The sequence below is a fragment of the Frateuria sp. genome (assembly GCF_013362045.1).
In the GTDB taxonomy this organism is placed as follows: domain Bacteria; phylum Pseudomonadota; class Gammaproteobacteria; order Xanthomonadales; family Rhodanobacteraceae; genus Frateuria_A.
Map to the genome: position 1 here is coordinate 1 of NZ_JABFWW010000248.1, position 14,183 is coordinate 14,183.

Annotated in this window: 15 protein-coding genes; 8 read left to right on the top strand and 7 right to left on the bottom strand. The window is 70.0% G+C overall.

All coding sequences use genetic code 11. The annotated features are described in order from the left end of the window. On the top strand, positions 1 to 501 hold a 501-nt coding region (locus HOQ08_RS11735), incomplete at its 5' end, for an HlyD family efflux transporter periplasmic adaptor subunit (protein WP_291194910.1). A 20-nt stretch (positions 502 to 521) separates the two neighbouring features. Here HOQ08_RS11735 and HOQ08_RS11740 read toward each other — a convergent pair. Both HOQ08_RS11740 and HOQ08_RS11745 read right to left on the bottom strand, forming a co-directional pair. Then, the gene (locus HOQ08_RS11740) at positions 522 to 1,112 is read right to left on the bottom strand and encodes a GNAT family protein (RefSeq protein WP_291194913.1); all 591 of its coding nucleotides are present in this window, start codon (positions 1,110 to 1,112) and stop codon (positions 522 to 524) included. Positions 1,113 to 1,116: 4 nt separating this feature from the next. Then, on the bottom strand, positions 1,117 to 1,323 hold the full coding sequence (locus HOQ08_RS11745; RefSeq protein WP_291194916.1) for a DUF465 domain-containing protein: 207 nt from the start codon (positions 1,321 to 1,323) through the stop codon (positions 1,117 to 1,119). A gap of 77 nt (positions 1,324 to 1,400) precedes the next feature. Here HOQ08_RS11745 and ttcA point away from each other — a divergent pair, with 77 nt between their 5' ends. The 5 genes from ttcA to HOQ08_RS11770 all read left to right on the top strand — a co-directional run bounded on the left by ttcA (position 1,401) and on the right by HOQ08_RS11770 (position 7,181). Then, a complete protein-coding gene (gene ttcA, locus HOQ08_RS11750; RefSeq protein ID WP_291194919.1) occupies positions 1,401 to 2,285 on the top strand; it encodes a tRNA 2-thiocytidine(32) synthetase TtcA in 885 nt (294 codons plus the stop codon). A 45-nt stretch (positions 2,286 to 2,330) separates the two neighbouring features. Next, complete coding sequence (locus HOQ08_RS11755) at positions 2,331 to 3,530, top strand: amino acid aminotransferase (protein ID WP_291194922.1); 1,200 nt, start codon at positions 2,331 to 2,333, stop codon at positions 3,528 to 3,530. A gap of 197 nt (positions 3,531 to 3,727) precedes the next feature. Then, entirely contained in the window at positions 3,728 to 4,645 is a 918-nt protein-coding gene (locus HOQ08_RS11760; protein ID WP_291194925.1) for a recombination-associated protein RdgC, read from the top strand. A 259-nt stretch (positions 4,646 to 4,904) separates the two neighbouring features. After that, positions 4,905 to 5,675: a SprT family zinc-dependent metalloprotease gene (locus HOQ08_RS11765; RefSeq protein ID WP_291194927.1), complete on the top strand. Its 771-nt coding sequence runs from the start codon at positions 4,905 to 4,907 to the stop codon at positions 5,673 to 5,675. Between the two features lie 102 nt (positions 5,676 to 5,777). Beyond that, positions 5,778 to 7,181: a mannose-1-phosphate guanylyltransferase/mannose-6-phosphate isomerase gene (locus HOQ08_RS11770; RefSeq protein ID WP_291194930.1), complete on the top strand. Its 1,404-nt coding sequence runs from the start codon at positions 5,778 to 5,780 to the stop codon at positions 7,179 to 7,181. Positions 7,182 to 7,260: 79 nt separating this feature from the next. Here the strand turns inward: HOQ08_RS11770 and HOQ08_RS11775 are convergent, their stop codons facing one another. Beyond that, positions 7,261 to 8,694, bottom strand: a complete 1,434-nt coding sequence (locus HOQ08_RS11775) for a M28 family metallopeptidase (protein WP_291194933.1) — start codon at positions 8,692 to 8,694, stop codon at positions 7,261 to 7,263. A gap of 184 nt (positions 8,695 to 8,878) precedes the next feature. Here HOQ08_RS11775 and HOQ08_RS11780 point away from each other — a divergent pair, with 184 nt between their 5' ends. Then, on the top strand, positions 8,879 to 9,520 hold the full coding sequence (locus HOQ08_RS11780) for a hypothetical protein (RefSeq protein ID WP_291194936.1): 642 nt from the start codon (positions 8,879 to 8,881) through the stop codon (positions 9,518 to 9,520). Positions 9,521 to 9,522: 2 nt separating this feature from the next. Continuing rightward, positions 9,523 to 10,200 carry a MarR family transcriptional regulator gene (locus HOQ08_RS11785; RefSeq protein WP_291194939.1) on the top strand — a complete coding sequence of 226 codons (678 nt, stop codon included), beginning with the start codon at positions 9,523 to 9,525 and terminating at the stop codon, positions 10,198 to 10,200. 22 nt (positions 10,201 to 10,222) lie between these two features. Here HOQ08_RS11785 and dbpA read toward each other — a convergent pair whose 3' ends face one another. The 4 genes from dbpA to HOQ08_RS11805 form a co-directional block, all read right to left on the bottom strand. Next, entirely contained in the window at positions 10,223 to 11,623 is a 1,401-nt protein-coding gene (gene dbpA, locus HOQ08_RS11790) for an ATP-dependent RNA helicase DbpA (protein ID WP_291194942.1), read from the bottom strand. A 51-nt stretch (positions 11,624 to 11,674) separates the two neighbouring features. After that, positions 11,675 to 12,394: a pseudouridine synthase gene (locus HOQ08_RS11795; protein WP_291194944.1), complete on the bottom strand. Its 720-nt coding sequence runs from the start codon at positions 12,392 to 12,394 to the stop codon at positions 11,675 to 11,677. A gap of 8 nt (positions 12,395 to 12,402) precedes the next feature. Then, positions 12,403 to 13,182 (bottom strand): ABC transporter permease, encoded by a 780-nt coding sequence (locus HOQ08_RS11800; RefSeq protein WP_291194950.1) that lies wholly within the window; start codon positions 13,180 to 13,182, stop codon positions 12,403 to 12,405. Between the two features lie 74 nt (positions 13,183 to 13,256). Beyond that, the coding region (locus HOQ08_RS11805) for an ABC transporter ATP-binding protein (RefSeq protein ID WP_291194947.1) at positions 13,257 to 14,183 on the bottom strand (927 nt) is incomplete at its 5' end.

Genomic DNA, 14,183 nt, shown 5'->3' on the forward strand with positions numbered 1-14,183 from the left:
CAGGCCGGCGCCGCGCGCGAACAGGCCGCGGCAGCGGTGCAGCAGGCGCAGGTGGCGCTGGAGCGCGCCGACCTGGACCTGGCCCGCACCGAGGTGCGCGCGCCGGTCGACGGCTACGTCACCAACCTGGACGTGCGCGTGGGCGACTACGCCGGCACGGGCGCCGCGCGGCTGGCGCTGATCGACGCGCACGGCTACTACCTCTACGGCTATTTCGAGGAGACCAAGCTGCCGCAGCTGCGCGTGGGCGACCCGGTCGACGTGCGCCTGATGGCCGGTGGCGTGCACCTCAAAGGCACCATCACCGGCATCGCCCACGGCATCACCGACCGAGACAACCCCGCCGGCGCCGACCTGCTGGCCGACGTCAACCCGACCTTCAACTGGGTGCGCCTGGCGCAGCGCGTGCCGGTGCGCATCGCGATCGATCCGGCTTCGTTGCCACAGGGGATGGTGCTGGCGGCCGGCATGACCGCGACGATCGAGGTGCACCCGCACTAGCGTCGGGCCGTGCGGGGTTCTCAGCCGGCCAGCCGTGCCAACCGCAGTTCCAGCCAGCGCGACACGTCCGGCCATTCGCGGTCGAGCACCGAATAGCAGACGGTATCGCGCAGGCTCCCGTCCGGCCGGCGCTTGTGCGCGCGCAATACGCCCTCGCGCGTGGCGCCCAGCCGCTCGATCGCGCGCTGCGAATCGAGGTTGCGGCCGTCGGTGTGCAGCTCCACCGCCACGCAGCCGAGCGCTTCGAAGGCATGCGCCAGCAGCAGCCGCTTGCAGGCCGTGTTGACGTGGCTCTTCTGCCAGCGCCGCGCGTACCAGGTGTAGCCGATGGCCGCGCGCGGCGGGTCGTCCACGAGGTCGTAGTAGCGGGTGCTGCCGACCAGCTCGCCGGTGCGCTTCTCGCGGATGGCGAAGGGCAGCATGCGTCCCTCACGCTGGCCGGCCAGCGCCTTCTCCACGTAGGCCGCCATCTGCCCGGGCGCCGGCACCGAGGTGAACCACAGCTCCCACAACTGGCCGTCGGCGGCGGCCGCTTCCAGTGCGGGAACGTGCTCGGCACACAACGGTTCGAGGGCGACGTGGGCGTCCTCCAGCGTGGGCTGCGTGGGCATCGGTTCAGGCGTCCAGGTCGGGGATCAGCTTGCTTTCCAGCCGCGCGATCGCGTCCTTGAGCAGCAGCTTGCGTTTCTTCAGCCGGGTCAGCTGCAGCTCGTCGCGCGCCGGATGCGTGGCCATGTGGCTGATCGCCGCATCCAGGTCGCGGTGCTCCTGGCGCAGCTCGGCCAGGCGGCGGGCGATCTGGATGGGATCCTGTACCTGCATGGCGGGCGAGGGCGGACGGAACAGGCGGCCAGTGTACGCCGCGGGCCTGCGCTGGTGGGCAAGGTACAATGTCGCACATGTCCACCCCCGTTCTTCCCGACACCCGCGCCGACCGCAAGCGGGCCCACGAGGCCGTGCGGCTGGCCAAGCGGTTGCGCCACCTGGTGGGCCAGGCGATCGCCGATTTCCAGATGATCGAGGAGGGCGACCGCGTCATGGTCTGCCTCTCCGGCGGCAAGGATTCCCATACCTTGCTGGACCTGCTGCTGTCGCTGCAGGCGAAGGCGCCGGTGCGCTTCGAACTGGTCGCGGTGAACCTGGACCAGAAGCAACCCGGCTTCCCCGCACACGTGCTGCCGGATTACCTCGGCGCGCGCGGCGTGCCCTTCCACGTCATCGAGCAGGACACCTACAGCACGGTCACCCGGGTCATCCCCGAGGGCAAGACCATGTGCAGCCTGTGCTCGCGGCTGCGCCGCGGCGCGCTGTACAAGTGGGCGGCGGACAACGGCATCACGCGCATCGCGCTGGGCCACCACCGCGACGACATCCTGGCCACCTTCTTCCTCAACCTGTTCCACGGCGCGAACCTGAAGGCGATGCCGCCGAAGCTGCTTTCGGACGACGGCCGCCACGTGGTGATCCGGCCGCTGGCCTATTGCCGCGAGAGCGATATCGCCGCCTATGCGCAGGAGCGCGCCTTCCCGATCATCCCGTGCAACCTGTGCGGCTCGCAGGAGAACCTGCAGCGCAAGGCGATCGGCCGTATGCTCGCCGACTGGGACGCCGGCCATCCCGGCCGCTGCGAGAACATCTTCCGTGCGCTGGGCAACGTGGCGCCCTCGCAGCTGGCCGACCGCAGGCTGTTCGACTTCGCCGCCCTGGGTGCGCGCGAGGGCGCCGTGCGCGCCGATGCGCATGGCTGGCTGGCGGGCGAACCGGCGGCCGGTGACGGCATCTAGGCGCCCATACTTCCCTTCCCCTTCCCTGCAAGAGCGAGTCCTGCCGTGTCCCACTTCGCTTCCGTTGAAATGGCCCCGGGCGATCCGATCCTCGGATTGACCGAGGCGTACCTGGCCGACCCGCGCCCGCGCAAGGTGAACCTGGGCGTGGGCATCTACGTCGACGAACAGGGCCGCGTCCCGCTGCTCGAGGCGGTGCGCAAGGTCGAACAGTCGCTGGCGGCGCAGGCCAAGCCGCGCGGCTACCTGCCGATCGACGGCCTGCCGGCCTACGACGCGCTGTCCCAGCAACTGCTGTTCGGCGCCGAATCGCCGCTGCTCGCCGCCGGCCGCGTGGCCACCGCGCAGACGATCGGCGGCAGCGGCGCGCTGCGCGTGGGCGCCGACCTGCTGAAGAAGGTGCTGCCCAGGGCGCGCATCGCGATCAGCAGCCCGAGCTGGGAAAACCACCGGGTGGTGTTCTCCAACGCCGGCTTCGAGGTCGTCGACTACCGCTATTACGACCCGGCCACGCACGGGCTGGACTTCGCCGGCATGCTGGAGGACCTCGGCAAGCTGGAGCCGGGCACCGTCGTGCTGCTGCACGCCTGCTGCCACAACCCCACCGGCGTGGACCTGGATGCGCAGCAGTGGCAGCAGGTGGTGGACCTGGCCAAGGCGCGCAACCTGCTGCCGTTCGTCGACATCGCCTACCAGGGTTTCGACGAGGGCATCGATGCCGATGCGACTGCGATCCGCCTGTTCGGCGCCTCCGGCATCGAGGCCTTCGTGGTCGCCAGCTCCTATTCGAAGTCGTTCTCGCTGTACGGCGAGCGCGTGGGCGCGCTGTCGATGGTCGGTGCCGACCGCGACGAGGCCGCGCGGCTGCGCGCGAAGATGAAGCAGACCATCCGCGCCAACTATTCCAGCCCGGCCACCCATGGCGGCGCACTGGTCGCCGGCGTGCTGGGCAGCGCCGAGCTGCGCACGCTGTGGGAAGCGGAGCTGGCCGGGATGCGCGAGCGCATCCACGCGATGCGCGCGGGCATGGTGGAGAAGCTTGCCGCGCACGGCGCACCGCAGTTCGGCTTCATCCAGCAGCAGGCGGGCATGTTCTCCTACTCGGGCCTGTCCCGTGCGCAGGTCGATCGCCTGCGCGAGGAGTACGGCATCTACGCGCTCGCCACCGGACGCATCTGCGTGGCCGCGCTCAACCGCGGCAACCTCGATTACGTGGCCGAGGCCGTCGCGGCGGTGAGCCGGTAGCCTCCAAGCCCGCAAGGCCCTTCGACTTCGCTGCGCTACGGTCAGGCGAACGGAGGAGGGCTTGCCTCCACCCGTTTTCTCTCCCCATTATTTTCCCACCCCATTACTTGAACCGTTCACCCTGAGCGTAGGCCCGCAGGCCGAAGTCGAAGGGTCGCCTGGGCCTCCCCAGGTGAATGTTCCCAACCGGATCCCGCATGTTCTTCCGCAATCTCACGCTATTCCGCTTCTCTCCCGCCGTCGCCACCGACCTCGAACGCCTGGACGAGGCGCTCGCCGAGCACCGCCTGCGCCCGTGCGGCCCGCTGGAGCTGTTCACCAAGGGCTTCGTGCCGCCGATCGGCCGCGGCGAGGAAGCCGCGCTCACCCACGCGGTCAAGCATTGCACCTGGGTTTCCGTCGGCGGCGAGGACAAGCTGCTGCCGGCCGCCGTAGTCAACGACGAACTGCACCGGCGCGTGCAGAAGATCGCCGAGGAGGAGGGCCGCAAGGTCGGCGGCCGCGAGCGCAAGCGCATGAAGGAAGACCTGCTCACCGAGCTGCTGCCGCGTGCCTTCGTGCGCAGCTCGCGCATGTCCGCCTACGTCGACCGCCAGCACGGCTGGCTGGTGCTGGACACCGCCAGCCGCAAGTCCGCCGAGAACGCGCTCACGCAGATCCGCGAGGCGCTGGGCAGCTTTCCCGCGGTGCCGCTGGCGCCGGAGGAAGGTCCGCGCGTGCTGATGACCGACTGGCTCGCCAACGGCACGCTGCCGGCCGGCCTCACCTTCGGCGACGAGGTGGAACTGCGCGACCCCGGCAGCAACACCGGCGCGATCGCCCGCTGCCGCCGGCAGGACCTGGAAAGCGAAGAGATCAAGGAGCACCTGCGCAACGGCAAACAGGTGTTCCAGCTGGGCCTGGTGTTCGACGACCGGCTGAGCTTCGTGCTGGGCGAAGACCTGGTGCTGCGCAAGTTGAAGCTGCTGGACGTGGTGACCGACGAACTGGCCGACAGCGCGCCCGACGCGGCCGCCGAGCTCGACGCCCGCTTCGCCCTGTTCACGCTGGAGGTCGAGCGCCTGCTGGGCAAGCTGGAAGAATGGTTCGGGCTGCCGCGGCCCAAGGACGCCTGAGCTGCTGGCTCCCAGGGGGGAGAGCGCTGGGGCGGGGGGCGCCCTTGCGGTGAATGCCCGCAAGAACCTGACTCTTTGGGGCCTCCCCGCGAGCCCTGTCCCCAGCCGCCCTTCGGGGCACCTCCTCCCTGGGGGAGAAGGACTGGGCCAGTGCATCAACGCCGCGTGAACGCCCATCCGGGACGGCCACCGGCCGGCCTCCAACCCTTTCCTCACACCCCCCCATGCAAGGTTATGCTCTAACCTCGGGCTCGGGACCATGGCAGCAGAACTTCAAGGCGACTGGCTGGAACTGGCAACGGCGCGCGGCAGCACCATCCGCGTGCTCAAGGCCGCCCATCCGCGTGCGCGCCGGCTGCGCCTGACGGTCACGCCCAAGGGGGCGCGAGTGTCCTACCCCAACGGCACCCATCCCTCGCAGGTCAGCGCCTTCCTGCGCAGCCACGCCGACTGGCTGGAGAAGAAGCTCGACGAGCTGAATCTCATCGTCAAGCCGCTGCCGCCGCTGCGCGTGGGGCATGCCACCGAGTTCCCGCTGCGTGGCGAGACCACGCTGCTGGACTGGGCCGAGGGCCCGTATCCAAGGGTTGAGGCGTTCGATGGCGGATTGACCCTGGTGCTGCCGCGCCCGCACACCCGCGCGCTGCCGGTGGCGCGCGGCCTGCTGGCCTCGCACTTCGAGGCGCAGGTGCGCCGTGACGTCTCCCGCTGGATGGCTGCCTACGTGCCGCAGCTGGGCCTGGCCCCCACCTCGCTGCGCATCCGTCCCATGAAGAGCCTGTGGGGCAGCCTGGACACGCGCGACCGCATCAACCTGGATCTCGCCCTCGCGCTGGCTCCGCCGGCCGCGCTGCGCTACGTGCTCGCGCACGAGCTGTGCCACCTCAAGGTGCGCAGCCACGCGCCGCGCTTCTGGGCGCTGGTCAGCACGCTGTTTCCCAACTGGCGTGAACAGCGCGACTGGCTGCGCGTCAACGGCGCCACCCTGAAGGCGGAACTCGACCGCCTGGTGGCCGACGTCGCCGACTAGCCCCGCGCCACCGTTCCGCAGCCTGCCCGATGGGCCGATAATGCCGCCCTTGCGCCACGTCCTGGCCGCGCGGCGACGCCCGGCAGGATCCAAGGAGACGGCATGATCCCGGTAATTCTTTCTGGCGGTTCGGGCACGCGCCTGTGGCCGCTCTCGCGCGAGGCCTATCCGAAGCAGTTCCTGCCGCTGGTCGGCAAGGACACCATGCTGCAGGCGACCTGGCAGCGCATCGCGCCGCTGGCCTCGGCGCCGCCGCTGGTGGTGGCCAACGAGGAGCATCGCTTCATGGTCGCCGAGCAGCTGCGCCAGGTCGGCTGCGTGCCTTCGGCAATCCTGCTCGAACCGGTCGGGCGCAACACCGCGCCGGCGATCGCGGTGGCCGCGCTGCAGGCGATGCGCGAGGGCGCCGATCCCTTGCTGCTGGTGCTGCCTTCCGACCACGTGATCGCCGACGCGCCGGCCTTCCGGGCCGCGGTGCGGCAGGCCGAGCCGGCGGCGAGCCAGGGCCGGCTGGTCACCTTCGGCATCGTGCCGTCGGGCCCCGAGACCGGCTACGGCTACATCCGCGCCGGCGCGGCGCTGGCCGACGGCGTGCGCGCCGTGGCGCAGTTCGTGGAGAAGCCGGACGAGGCCGCCGCGCGCGGCTACGTCGCCTCGGGCGAATACTTCTGGAACAGTGGCATGTTCCTGTTCCGCGCCTCGGTGTTCCTGGCCGAACTGCAACGCCAGCAGCCCGCCATCCTGGCCGCCTGCCGCGCCGCGCTGGAGAGCGCCACGCGCGATGCCGACTTCGTGCGGCTGGACAAGGCGGCCTTCGCCGCAGGTCCGTCCGACTCGATCGACTACGCGGTGATGGAACACACCGATGCCGCCGCCGTGCTGGCGATCGACGTGGGCTGGAACGACGTCGGCAGCTGGTCGGCGTTATGGGAAGTGGCCGAGCAGGACGGCAACGGCAACGCCCACCACGGCGACGTGCTGGCGCAGGACTGCCGCAACACGCTGGCCTGGGGCGATGGCCGGCTGCTCGCGCTGCTGGGGCTGGAGGACGTGGTGGTGGTCGACACCGCCGACGCGGTGCTGGTGGCGCACAAGGACCGCGTGCAGGACGTCAAGGGCATCGTCGCGCGGCTCAAGGCCGCAGGCCGCCCCGAGCCCAGCTGCCACCGCAAGGTGTATCGGCCGTGGGGCAGCTACGACTCGATCGACGTCGGCGGGCGCTTCCAGGTCAAGCGCATCACGGTCAAGCCGGGTGCCTCCCTGAGCCTGCAGATGCACCACCATCGCGCCGAGCACTGGATCATCGTCAGCGGTACCGGGCGCATCACCCGCGGCGAGGAGGTGTTCACCCTGGCCGAGAACCAGAGCACCTACATCCCGTTGGGCGTCAAGCACCGGCTGGAGAACCCGGGCCGGCTGCCGCTGGAGCTGATCGAGGTGCAGTCCGGGAGCTACCTGGGCGAGGACGACATCGTGCGCTTCGAGGACGTCTACGGGCGCGGCTGACAGCCTCCGGGTTCCTTCCCCCGCGAACACGGGGGGAGCTGCCCGCAGGGCGGATCGTGGGCGCTCTTCGGGCAAACCCTCAACGCGCCCCTTCCGCCGGCGGCGAACGCTCGAAACTCCCCGCGTCGCCCGGGAACACCACCGGGCTCTCGTAGCCGTCGGGGGACACCGAGGACACCCCGAAGAACCAGTCGTCGATCACCACGTCCTTCAGGACCGCATGGTCCATGTCGCCCACGGCGCGCGCATGCTGCCATTGCGGCGCGGTGGTGTCGCGCCAGTGCACGCGGTAGCCGGCGGCACCAGGCGCCTTGCGCCATTGCACCGTGGTGTCGGTGGCCACCGCGCCCTTGATGTCGACCCCGGTGGGCGGCGCGGGGGCGCGGCTCAGGGCGGCCATGGCGATCGTGTTGAGCGCGGTGACGCGGGAGAGGTAGCGGAAATCGATGCCGTCGATGGTGTCGCCGTAACGGATACCGCCCTCCGAGCGCAGGTCCTGGTGCTGGCGGGTGTAGTCCTCGTGGCCTTCGCTGACGCGCACGGCGGGAAAGCCGGCCTGCAGGAACGGCACCTGGTCGCCGCCACGGCCGTAGCGATCGGTGCGGTAGACCATGTGCACGTCGAAGTCGGGCAGGTAGGTGTCGGCGAGGCGGTCGAGATAGCGGGCCAGGTTGCGCGAGGGCGAGTCGACCTCGCCGCCGTGGTAACGGCGGTAGGCGGCCTGCTTCGGCGTCTCGTTGCTCTTGGTGCCTTCGGAGAACACGCGCACCACGGTGTTGTCGCGTACGCCGTTCTGCCCGCGGCTGTTGCCGACGATGTCGTTGTTGAGGTCGGCCTCCACGCGCCAGCCTTGCGCCACCGCGTAGGCGGCCAGCACCTTGCCGCCGTACAGGCCCTGCTCCTCGCCCGAGAGCGCGGCGAACACCAGCGTGGCGCGGTTGTCCTGCTTCGAGAGCAGGCGCGCCGCCTCGATCAGCGCGGCCACGCCGGAGGCGTCGTCGTTGGCGCCGGGCGCGTCGTGGGTGGCGTCCATGACGTCCGTGACGCGGGAATCCAGATGGCCCGTGATCACGATCACGCGATCCGGATCGCTGCTGCCGCGCTTGATCGCCACCACGTCCATCACTTCGACTGGCCGGGGCGCGCGCTCGCCGGTGAACACCTGCGAAGGCGTGACCACCTGCAGGCAGCCACCACAGTCGCGGCCGATCCGTTCGAAGCGGGCCTTCACCCAGCGCCGCGCGGCGCCGATGCCGCGCTGGTCCGAGCGGGTGTCCGACAGCGTATGGCGCGTGCCGAAACCGACCAGCGCGGTGATCGTGGCGCGCAGTTCGTCTTCGCTGGGCGCGGTGGCCAGCGCATGGAGTTCGGGATGCTCGGTCGGCTGCGCCGGATTGCCGGGCAAGGACTGGGCGAAACCGGTCGAGGGCAATGCGGCGGCACGGCCCGGTCCCGGCTGGGCGGCGGCGAGCGCAAACAGGATCGGGGCGAACAGGAGGGGGCGCAGGCGCATCGAGAGGGTTCCGGCGGGACAAGGCCTCAACCTTACCGCGGTGCACCGCACGGTGGCGACCGGCCTCCCCGTTGGCCTGTGGAAAAACATTGATACATAGGCTTTACACATGACTATATTGCGTGTAAACCGGGATCGGCCAGACTGCGACGGTCGCAGCCGCGACGCTCTCTGGAGAGACACCATGAACAAGACCCCTTGCCTGCTGGCCTTCCTCGTCGCCACCGCCTTCGCCGCCACGGCACCGGCGATGGACATGCCCTCCACCGCTCCTGCGGCCGCGGTGCCGGCCGCGCCCAAGCTGGACGCCGCGCTGCGCGCGTTGTGGCACGGCCACGTCGTGCACACGCGCGAGTACGCACTGGCCGTGCACGCCCACGACGCGGCCAAGGCCAAGGCCGCGGCCGGTGCCGTGGTCGCCAACGCCAAGCAGATCGCCAATGCGGTCGGCGGCTTCTACGGCAAGAGCGCCGGCGCGCGCATGCTCGACCTGCTTGCCGGCCACTGGGGCGGCGTCAAGGCGCTGACCGATGCCGGGGCCGCCAACGACAAGGCCGCCGAGAACAAGGCCATGGCCGCGCTGCAGTCCAACGCCACCGAGATCGCCAAGTTCCTCGCCGGCGCCAACCCGAACCTGCCCGAAGGCGCCGTGCAGGGCCTGCTGGCCACCCACGTGGCGCACCACGCCACGCAGGTCCAGCAGATCATGGCCGGCGACATGAAGGGCGAGGCGTCCACCTGGCAGGCCATGCAGGCGCACATGGACACGATCTCCGACGCGCTGGCGGCGGCCATCGCCAAACAGTTCCCGGCCAAGGCCAGCTGACGATGGGTGCGCTCGCCCAGCTCGGCTCTACCCAGCAGCGCCTGCTGCGCCAGTTGCTGATGGCGCCGCAGGGCTGCTCGGTGGAAGAGCTGTGCGAGCGCCTGCGCATCAGCCACAACGCGGTGCGCCAGCACCTGAGCGCACTGCTCGCGCGCGGCCATGTCGAGCGCGGGCAGGCGCGGCCCACCGGCGGCCGGCCGCAGGCGCGCTTCCACCTCACCGAGGGCGGCAGGGCGTTGTTTCCGCGCAACTACGGCCTGCTCAGCACCGCGCTGCTGTCCATGTTGCGCGAGCGCTACGGCACCGCCGAGCTGGAGACGCTGCTGCAGGAACTGGGCCGCACGCTGGGCAGTCACGAGGCGGCGCCGCCGCCGCAGGCCAGCAGCGACGAGGTCGCGCAACGGCTGGCCAGCCAGCTCGATGCCCTGGGCTACGAGGCGGTGGCGGCGCGGCACGGCCAGGAACAGCACGTGGAGGCATTCAACTGCGTGTTCCACGCGCTGGCGCGCAGCGTGCCGCAGGTGTGCAAGTTCGACCTGGCCTACATGGAGGCGGCCAGCGGGCGGCGCATCCACCACATGGAATGCATCATCCGCGGCGGCCACATGTGCCGCTTCCGCGTGGGCGAGCCCCGGCGGGAGCCGGTTGCTGCCGAAGCCAAGGCCGGGCAGCCGACCTAGCCGGGCATCGCTACGGCGGTGCTCAGCCGAGCGGCCGCACGCGGAAGTTGCGTCCCTTGATGCGCCCGGCGCGCAGCCGTTCCAGCGCCTTGTTCGCCTGCGCGCGGGCGATCGCGACATAGGCGCGCGTGGCGAACACGTCGATCTTGCCGATCTCGCCCGCCGTAAGGCCAGCCTCGCCGGTGAGCGCGCCGAGGATGTCGCCAGGCCGCAGCTTGTCCTGCCGGCCGGCGTCGATCACCAGGGTCCTCATCGGCGCCAGCTGCAGCGTCTTGCCGCGCGGCGGCGCGAGCTTGAGCGGCTGCCATGGCAGCGGCGCACCGCCGGCCTGCTCGATGTTCAGCGCCTTGGGCCGTTCGCGCGGCGTGCACAGCGTGATCGCCAGGCCGGCCTGGCCCGCGCGGCCGGTGCGGCCGATGCGGTGGGTGTGCGTGTCCGGGTCGTGCGCGATGTCGTAGCTGACCACCAGCGGCAGCGCGGCGATGTCCAGACCGCGCGCGGCGACGTCGGTGGCCACCAGCACGGTACAGCTGCGGTTGGCGAAGCGCACCAGCACCTCGTCGCGGTCGCGCTGCTCCATGTCGCCGTGCAGCGCGAGCGCGGAGAAGCCGCGCCGGTCGAGCTCCTGCGCCACCGCATCGACCTCGCGGCGCATGTTGCAGAACACCAGCGCGCCCTCGTGGCCGTCGGCAACGGCCGCGCGTCGCGCAAAGGCCAGCACCTGCGCCAGCGCGTCGGGCTTGCGCGCCGGTTCCACCTCGTGGAAGCGCTGCTCGATCGCCGGCTGCGCGGCGCCCTCGGCGGCCACGGTAACGGCCACCGGATCGCGCTGCAGCCGTCCGCTCACCGCGCGGATCTCCTCGGGAAAGGTCGCCGACAGCAGCAGCGTCTGGTGGTGTTTGGCGATGCGCTTGACGATGTGGTCGATCGCCTCGGCAAAGCCCATGTCGAGCATGCGGTCGGCCTCGTCCAGCACCAGCACCTTGATGCCGCCGCCATGCAGGCTGCCGCGCTTCAGGTGCTCCTGCACGCGCCCCGGCGTGCCCACCACGATGTGCGGATCGTGCGCGAGCGAGGCCAGCTGCGGCCCCAGCGGCATGCCGCCGCACAGCGTGAGCAGCTTGACGTTGGGAATGCCGGCGGCCAGCTTGCGGATCGCCTTGCTGACCTGGTCGGCCAGTTCGCGCGTGGGACAGAGCACCAGCGCCTGCAGCCGGATCGCCTCCACCTCGATCGCCTGCAGCAGCGCGAGCCCGAACGCCGCGGTCTTGCCGCTGCCGGTCTGCGCCTGCACGGTCACGTCGCGACCGTCCAGCATCGGCGGCAGGCCCTGTGCCTGCACGGGCGTCATCGCGGCGTAGCCGAGCGTGTCGAGGCTGGCCAGCAGGGCGGGCTTGAGCGGAAGCATGCTGAACGAGGTCATGGTGCATGATCGCACGGGCGTCGGTTCGCCCCGCATGCGATCAGCCGGTCATCACCACTGCGTGCGGCCGGGCAGCAGGCCCCTGAGCTCGGCGTCGGTGAGGTTGCGCCACTGGCCGCTCTTCAGGTGCCCGAGCCGGACGTTGACGATGCGCACGCGGCGCAACTGGGTGACGCGGTAGCCGAACGCGGCGGCCATCAGGCGGATCTGCCGGTTGAGCCCCTGCGTAAGCACGATGGCGAAGCCGAACTTGGCGATCCTGCGCACCTTGCAGGGCAGCGTCATCTGGCCGTGGATGCGCACGCCGCGCGCCATGCCGGCAAGGAATTCGTCAGTGACCGGCTTGTTCACCGCAACGAGGTATTCCTTCTCGTGGCGGTTCTCCGCGCGCAGGATCTCGTTGACGATGTCGCCGTTGCTGGTGAGCAGGATCAGCCCCTCGGAATCCTTGTCCAGCCGGCCGATGGGGAAGATCCGCTGCGCGTGGTCGACGAAGTCGACGATGTTGCCCGCGATGCCCTGATCGGTGGTGCAGGTGATCCCGGCCGGCTTGTTGAGCGCGATGTAGACCGCCTTCTTCGCCGCCGGCGTGGCGGCCAGGATGCGCGCCTTGACGACCTCGCCGTCGACGCGCACCTCGTCGCCTTCCAGCGCCTTGGCCCCGGTGCCCACCATCTCGCCGTTGATGGTCACGCGCCCGGCCACGAGCAGCTCGTCCGCCTCGCGGCGCGAGCACAGGCCGGCTTCGCTGATGTATTTGTTGACGCGCATCGGTCGCCTCAGGAACGCAGGCCGACCCCGCGCTTGAGCAGCTGCAGCGCCACGATGGAGAGCCCCGCGACGAACGCCAGCATCACCACGAAGGCCACGCCCACGTTGACGTCGCTGATGCCCAGCACGCCGAAACGGAAGGCGTTGACCATGTACAGGATCGGGTTGGCGCGCGAGATCGCCTGCCACGGCTCGGCGAGCATGTTGACCGAATAGAACACGCCGCCCAGGTAGGTCAGCGGGGTGAGCACGAAGGTCGGCACCAGCGCGATGTCGTCGAACTTCTTGGCGTAGACCGCGTTGACGAAGCCGGCCAGCGAGAAGATCGTCGCGCCCAGCAGCACCGAGAAGAACGTGACCAGCGGATGGGCCACGTGCAGCGAGGTGAAGAACAGCGCGATCAGCAGCACCAGCACGCCCACCACCAGGCCGCGCGTCACCGCACCGGCGACGTAGCCGAGCAGGATCACCCAGTTGGGCATCGGCGAGACCAGCATCTCCTCCACCGCGCGGCTGAACTTGGCGCCGAAGAACGAGCTGGAGATGTTGCCGTAGCTGTTGGTGATGATGCTCATCATCACCAGGCCCGGCACGATGTACTGCATGTAGGAGTAGCCGCCCTGGATGGTGCCGATGCGGCTGCCGATCAGCTTGCCGAAGATCACGAAGTACAGCGTCATCGTGATCGCCGGCGGGATCAGCGTCTGCGTCCAGATGCGCATGATGCGCACGATCTCGCGGCGCACGATGGTCTGCAGGGCGACCAGGTTGGCAGTGGCGTTGCTCATGCGCTCGGGTTCCACGCGGGTGGTCATCAGGCCCTTGTCCGGGGCGGTTTCGGAAGGGGACGGCAGCGGCGCGCTCATGCGGCCTTCTCCCGGCCCGGCTCGCGCCGCCCGCCTTCCACCAGCCGCACGAAAAGTTCCTCCAGCCGGTTGGTCTTGTTGCGCATGGACCTGACCGTGATGCCGTGCGAGGAGAGCGTGGCGAACAGCGAATTGAGGTCGTGGTCGCGCGACATCTCCGCCTCCAGGGTGTGCTCGTCGACGGCGCGGATCGCCACGCCGGCCATCGTCGGCAACGTGGCGGGCGCATTGGCCACGTCGAACACGAAGGTCTCCACGTCCAGCGTCGCCAGCAACCGCTTCATGGTGGTGTTCTCCACGATGGTGCCGCGGTCGATGATGGCGATGTTGCGGCACAGCTGCTCGGCTTCCTCCAGGTAGTGCGTGGTGAGGATCACCGTGGTGCCGGCTGCGTTGATCGCACTGACGAACTGCCACATCGAGCGGCGGATCTCGATGTCGACGCCGGCGGTGGGCTCGTCCAGGATCAGCAGCCTGGGTTCGTTCATCATGGCCCGGGCGATCATCAGGCGCCGCTTCATGCCGCCGGAGAGCATGCGCGCCTGGTCCTGCGCCTTGTCCCACAGGCGCAGCTCCTTGAGGTACTTCTCCGCGCGCTGCGCCGCGACCTTGCGCGGGATGCCGTAGAAGCCGGCCTCGTTCACGCAGATGTCGAACGGCTTCTCGAACTGGTTGAAGTTGATCTCCTGCGGCACCAGCCCGATCAGCTTCATCGCCTCGTTGCGCTGCCGGTTGACCGACACGCCGAAGACGTGCGCGTCGCCGCCGGTGGAATTGACCAGCGAGGAGAGGATGCCGATCAGGGTCGACTTGCCCGCGCCATTGGGCCCGAGCAGTGCGAAGAAATCGCCCTGCTGCACGGTCAGCGAGATGCCCTTCAGGGCCTCCACGCCGTTGGAATAGGTCTTGCGCAGGTTGTCGAC

What these genes read in the sequence shown, in the direction of transcription:
- ttcA (WP_291194919.1), top strand. Translation starts at nt 1,401, where the DNA reads ATGTCCACCCCCGTTCTTCCCGACACCCGCGCCGACCGCAAGCGGGCC.
- HOQ08_RS11770 (WP_291194930.1), top strand. Translation starts at nt 5,778, where the DNA reads ATGATCCCGGTAATTCTTTCTGGCGGTTCGGGCACGCGCCTGTGGCCG.
- HOQ08_RS11785 (WP_291194939.1), top strand. Translation starts at nt 9,523, where the DNA reads ATGGGTGCGCTCGCCCAGCTCGGCTCTACCCAGCAGCGCCTGCTGCGC.
- HOQ08_RS11800 (WP_291194950.1), bottom strand. Translation starts at nt 13,182, where the DNA reads ATGAGCAACGCCACTGCCAACCTGGTCGCCCTGCAGACCATCGTGCGC.
- HOQ08_RS11765 (WP_291194927.1), top strand. Translation starts at nt 4,905, where the DNA reads ATGGCAGCAGAACTTCAAGGCGACTGGCTGGAACTGGCAACGGCGCGC.
- HOQ08_RS11745 (WP_291194916.1), bottom strand. Translation starts at nt 1,323, where the DNA reads ATGCAGGTACAGGATCCCATCCAGATCGCCCGCCGCCTGGCCGAGCTG.
- HOQ08_RS11740 (WP_291194913.1), bottom strand. Translation starts at nt 1,112, where the DNA reads ATGCCCACGCAGCCCACGCTGGAGGACGCCCACGTCGCCCTCGAACCG.
- HOQ08_RS11795 (WP_291194944.1), bottom strand. Translation starts at nt 12,394, where the DNA reads ATGCGCGTCAACAAATACATCAGCGAAGCCGGCCTGTGCTCGCGCCGC.
- HOQ08_RS11760 (WP_291194925.1), top strand. Translation starts at nt 3,728, where the DNA reads ATGTTCTTCCGCAATCTCACGCTATTCCGCTTCTCTCCCGCCGTCGCC.
- HOQ08_RS11780 (WP_291194936.1), top strand. Translation starts at nt 8,879, where the DNA reads ATGAACAAGACCCCTTGCCTGCTGGCCTTCCTCGTCGCCACCGCCTTC.
- HOQ08_RS11775 (WP_291194933.1), bottom strand. Translation starts at nt 8,694, where the DNA reads ATGCGCCTGCGCCCCCTCCTGTTCGCCCCGATCCTGTTTGCGCTCGCC.
- dbpA (WP_291194942.1), bottom strand. Translation starts at nt 11,623, where the DNA reads ATGACCTCGTTCAGCATGCTTCCGCTCAAGCCCGCCCTGCTGGCCAGC.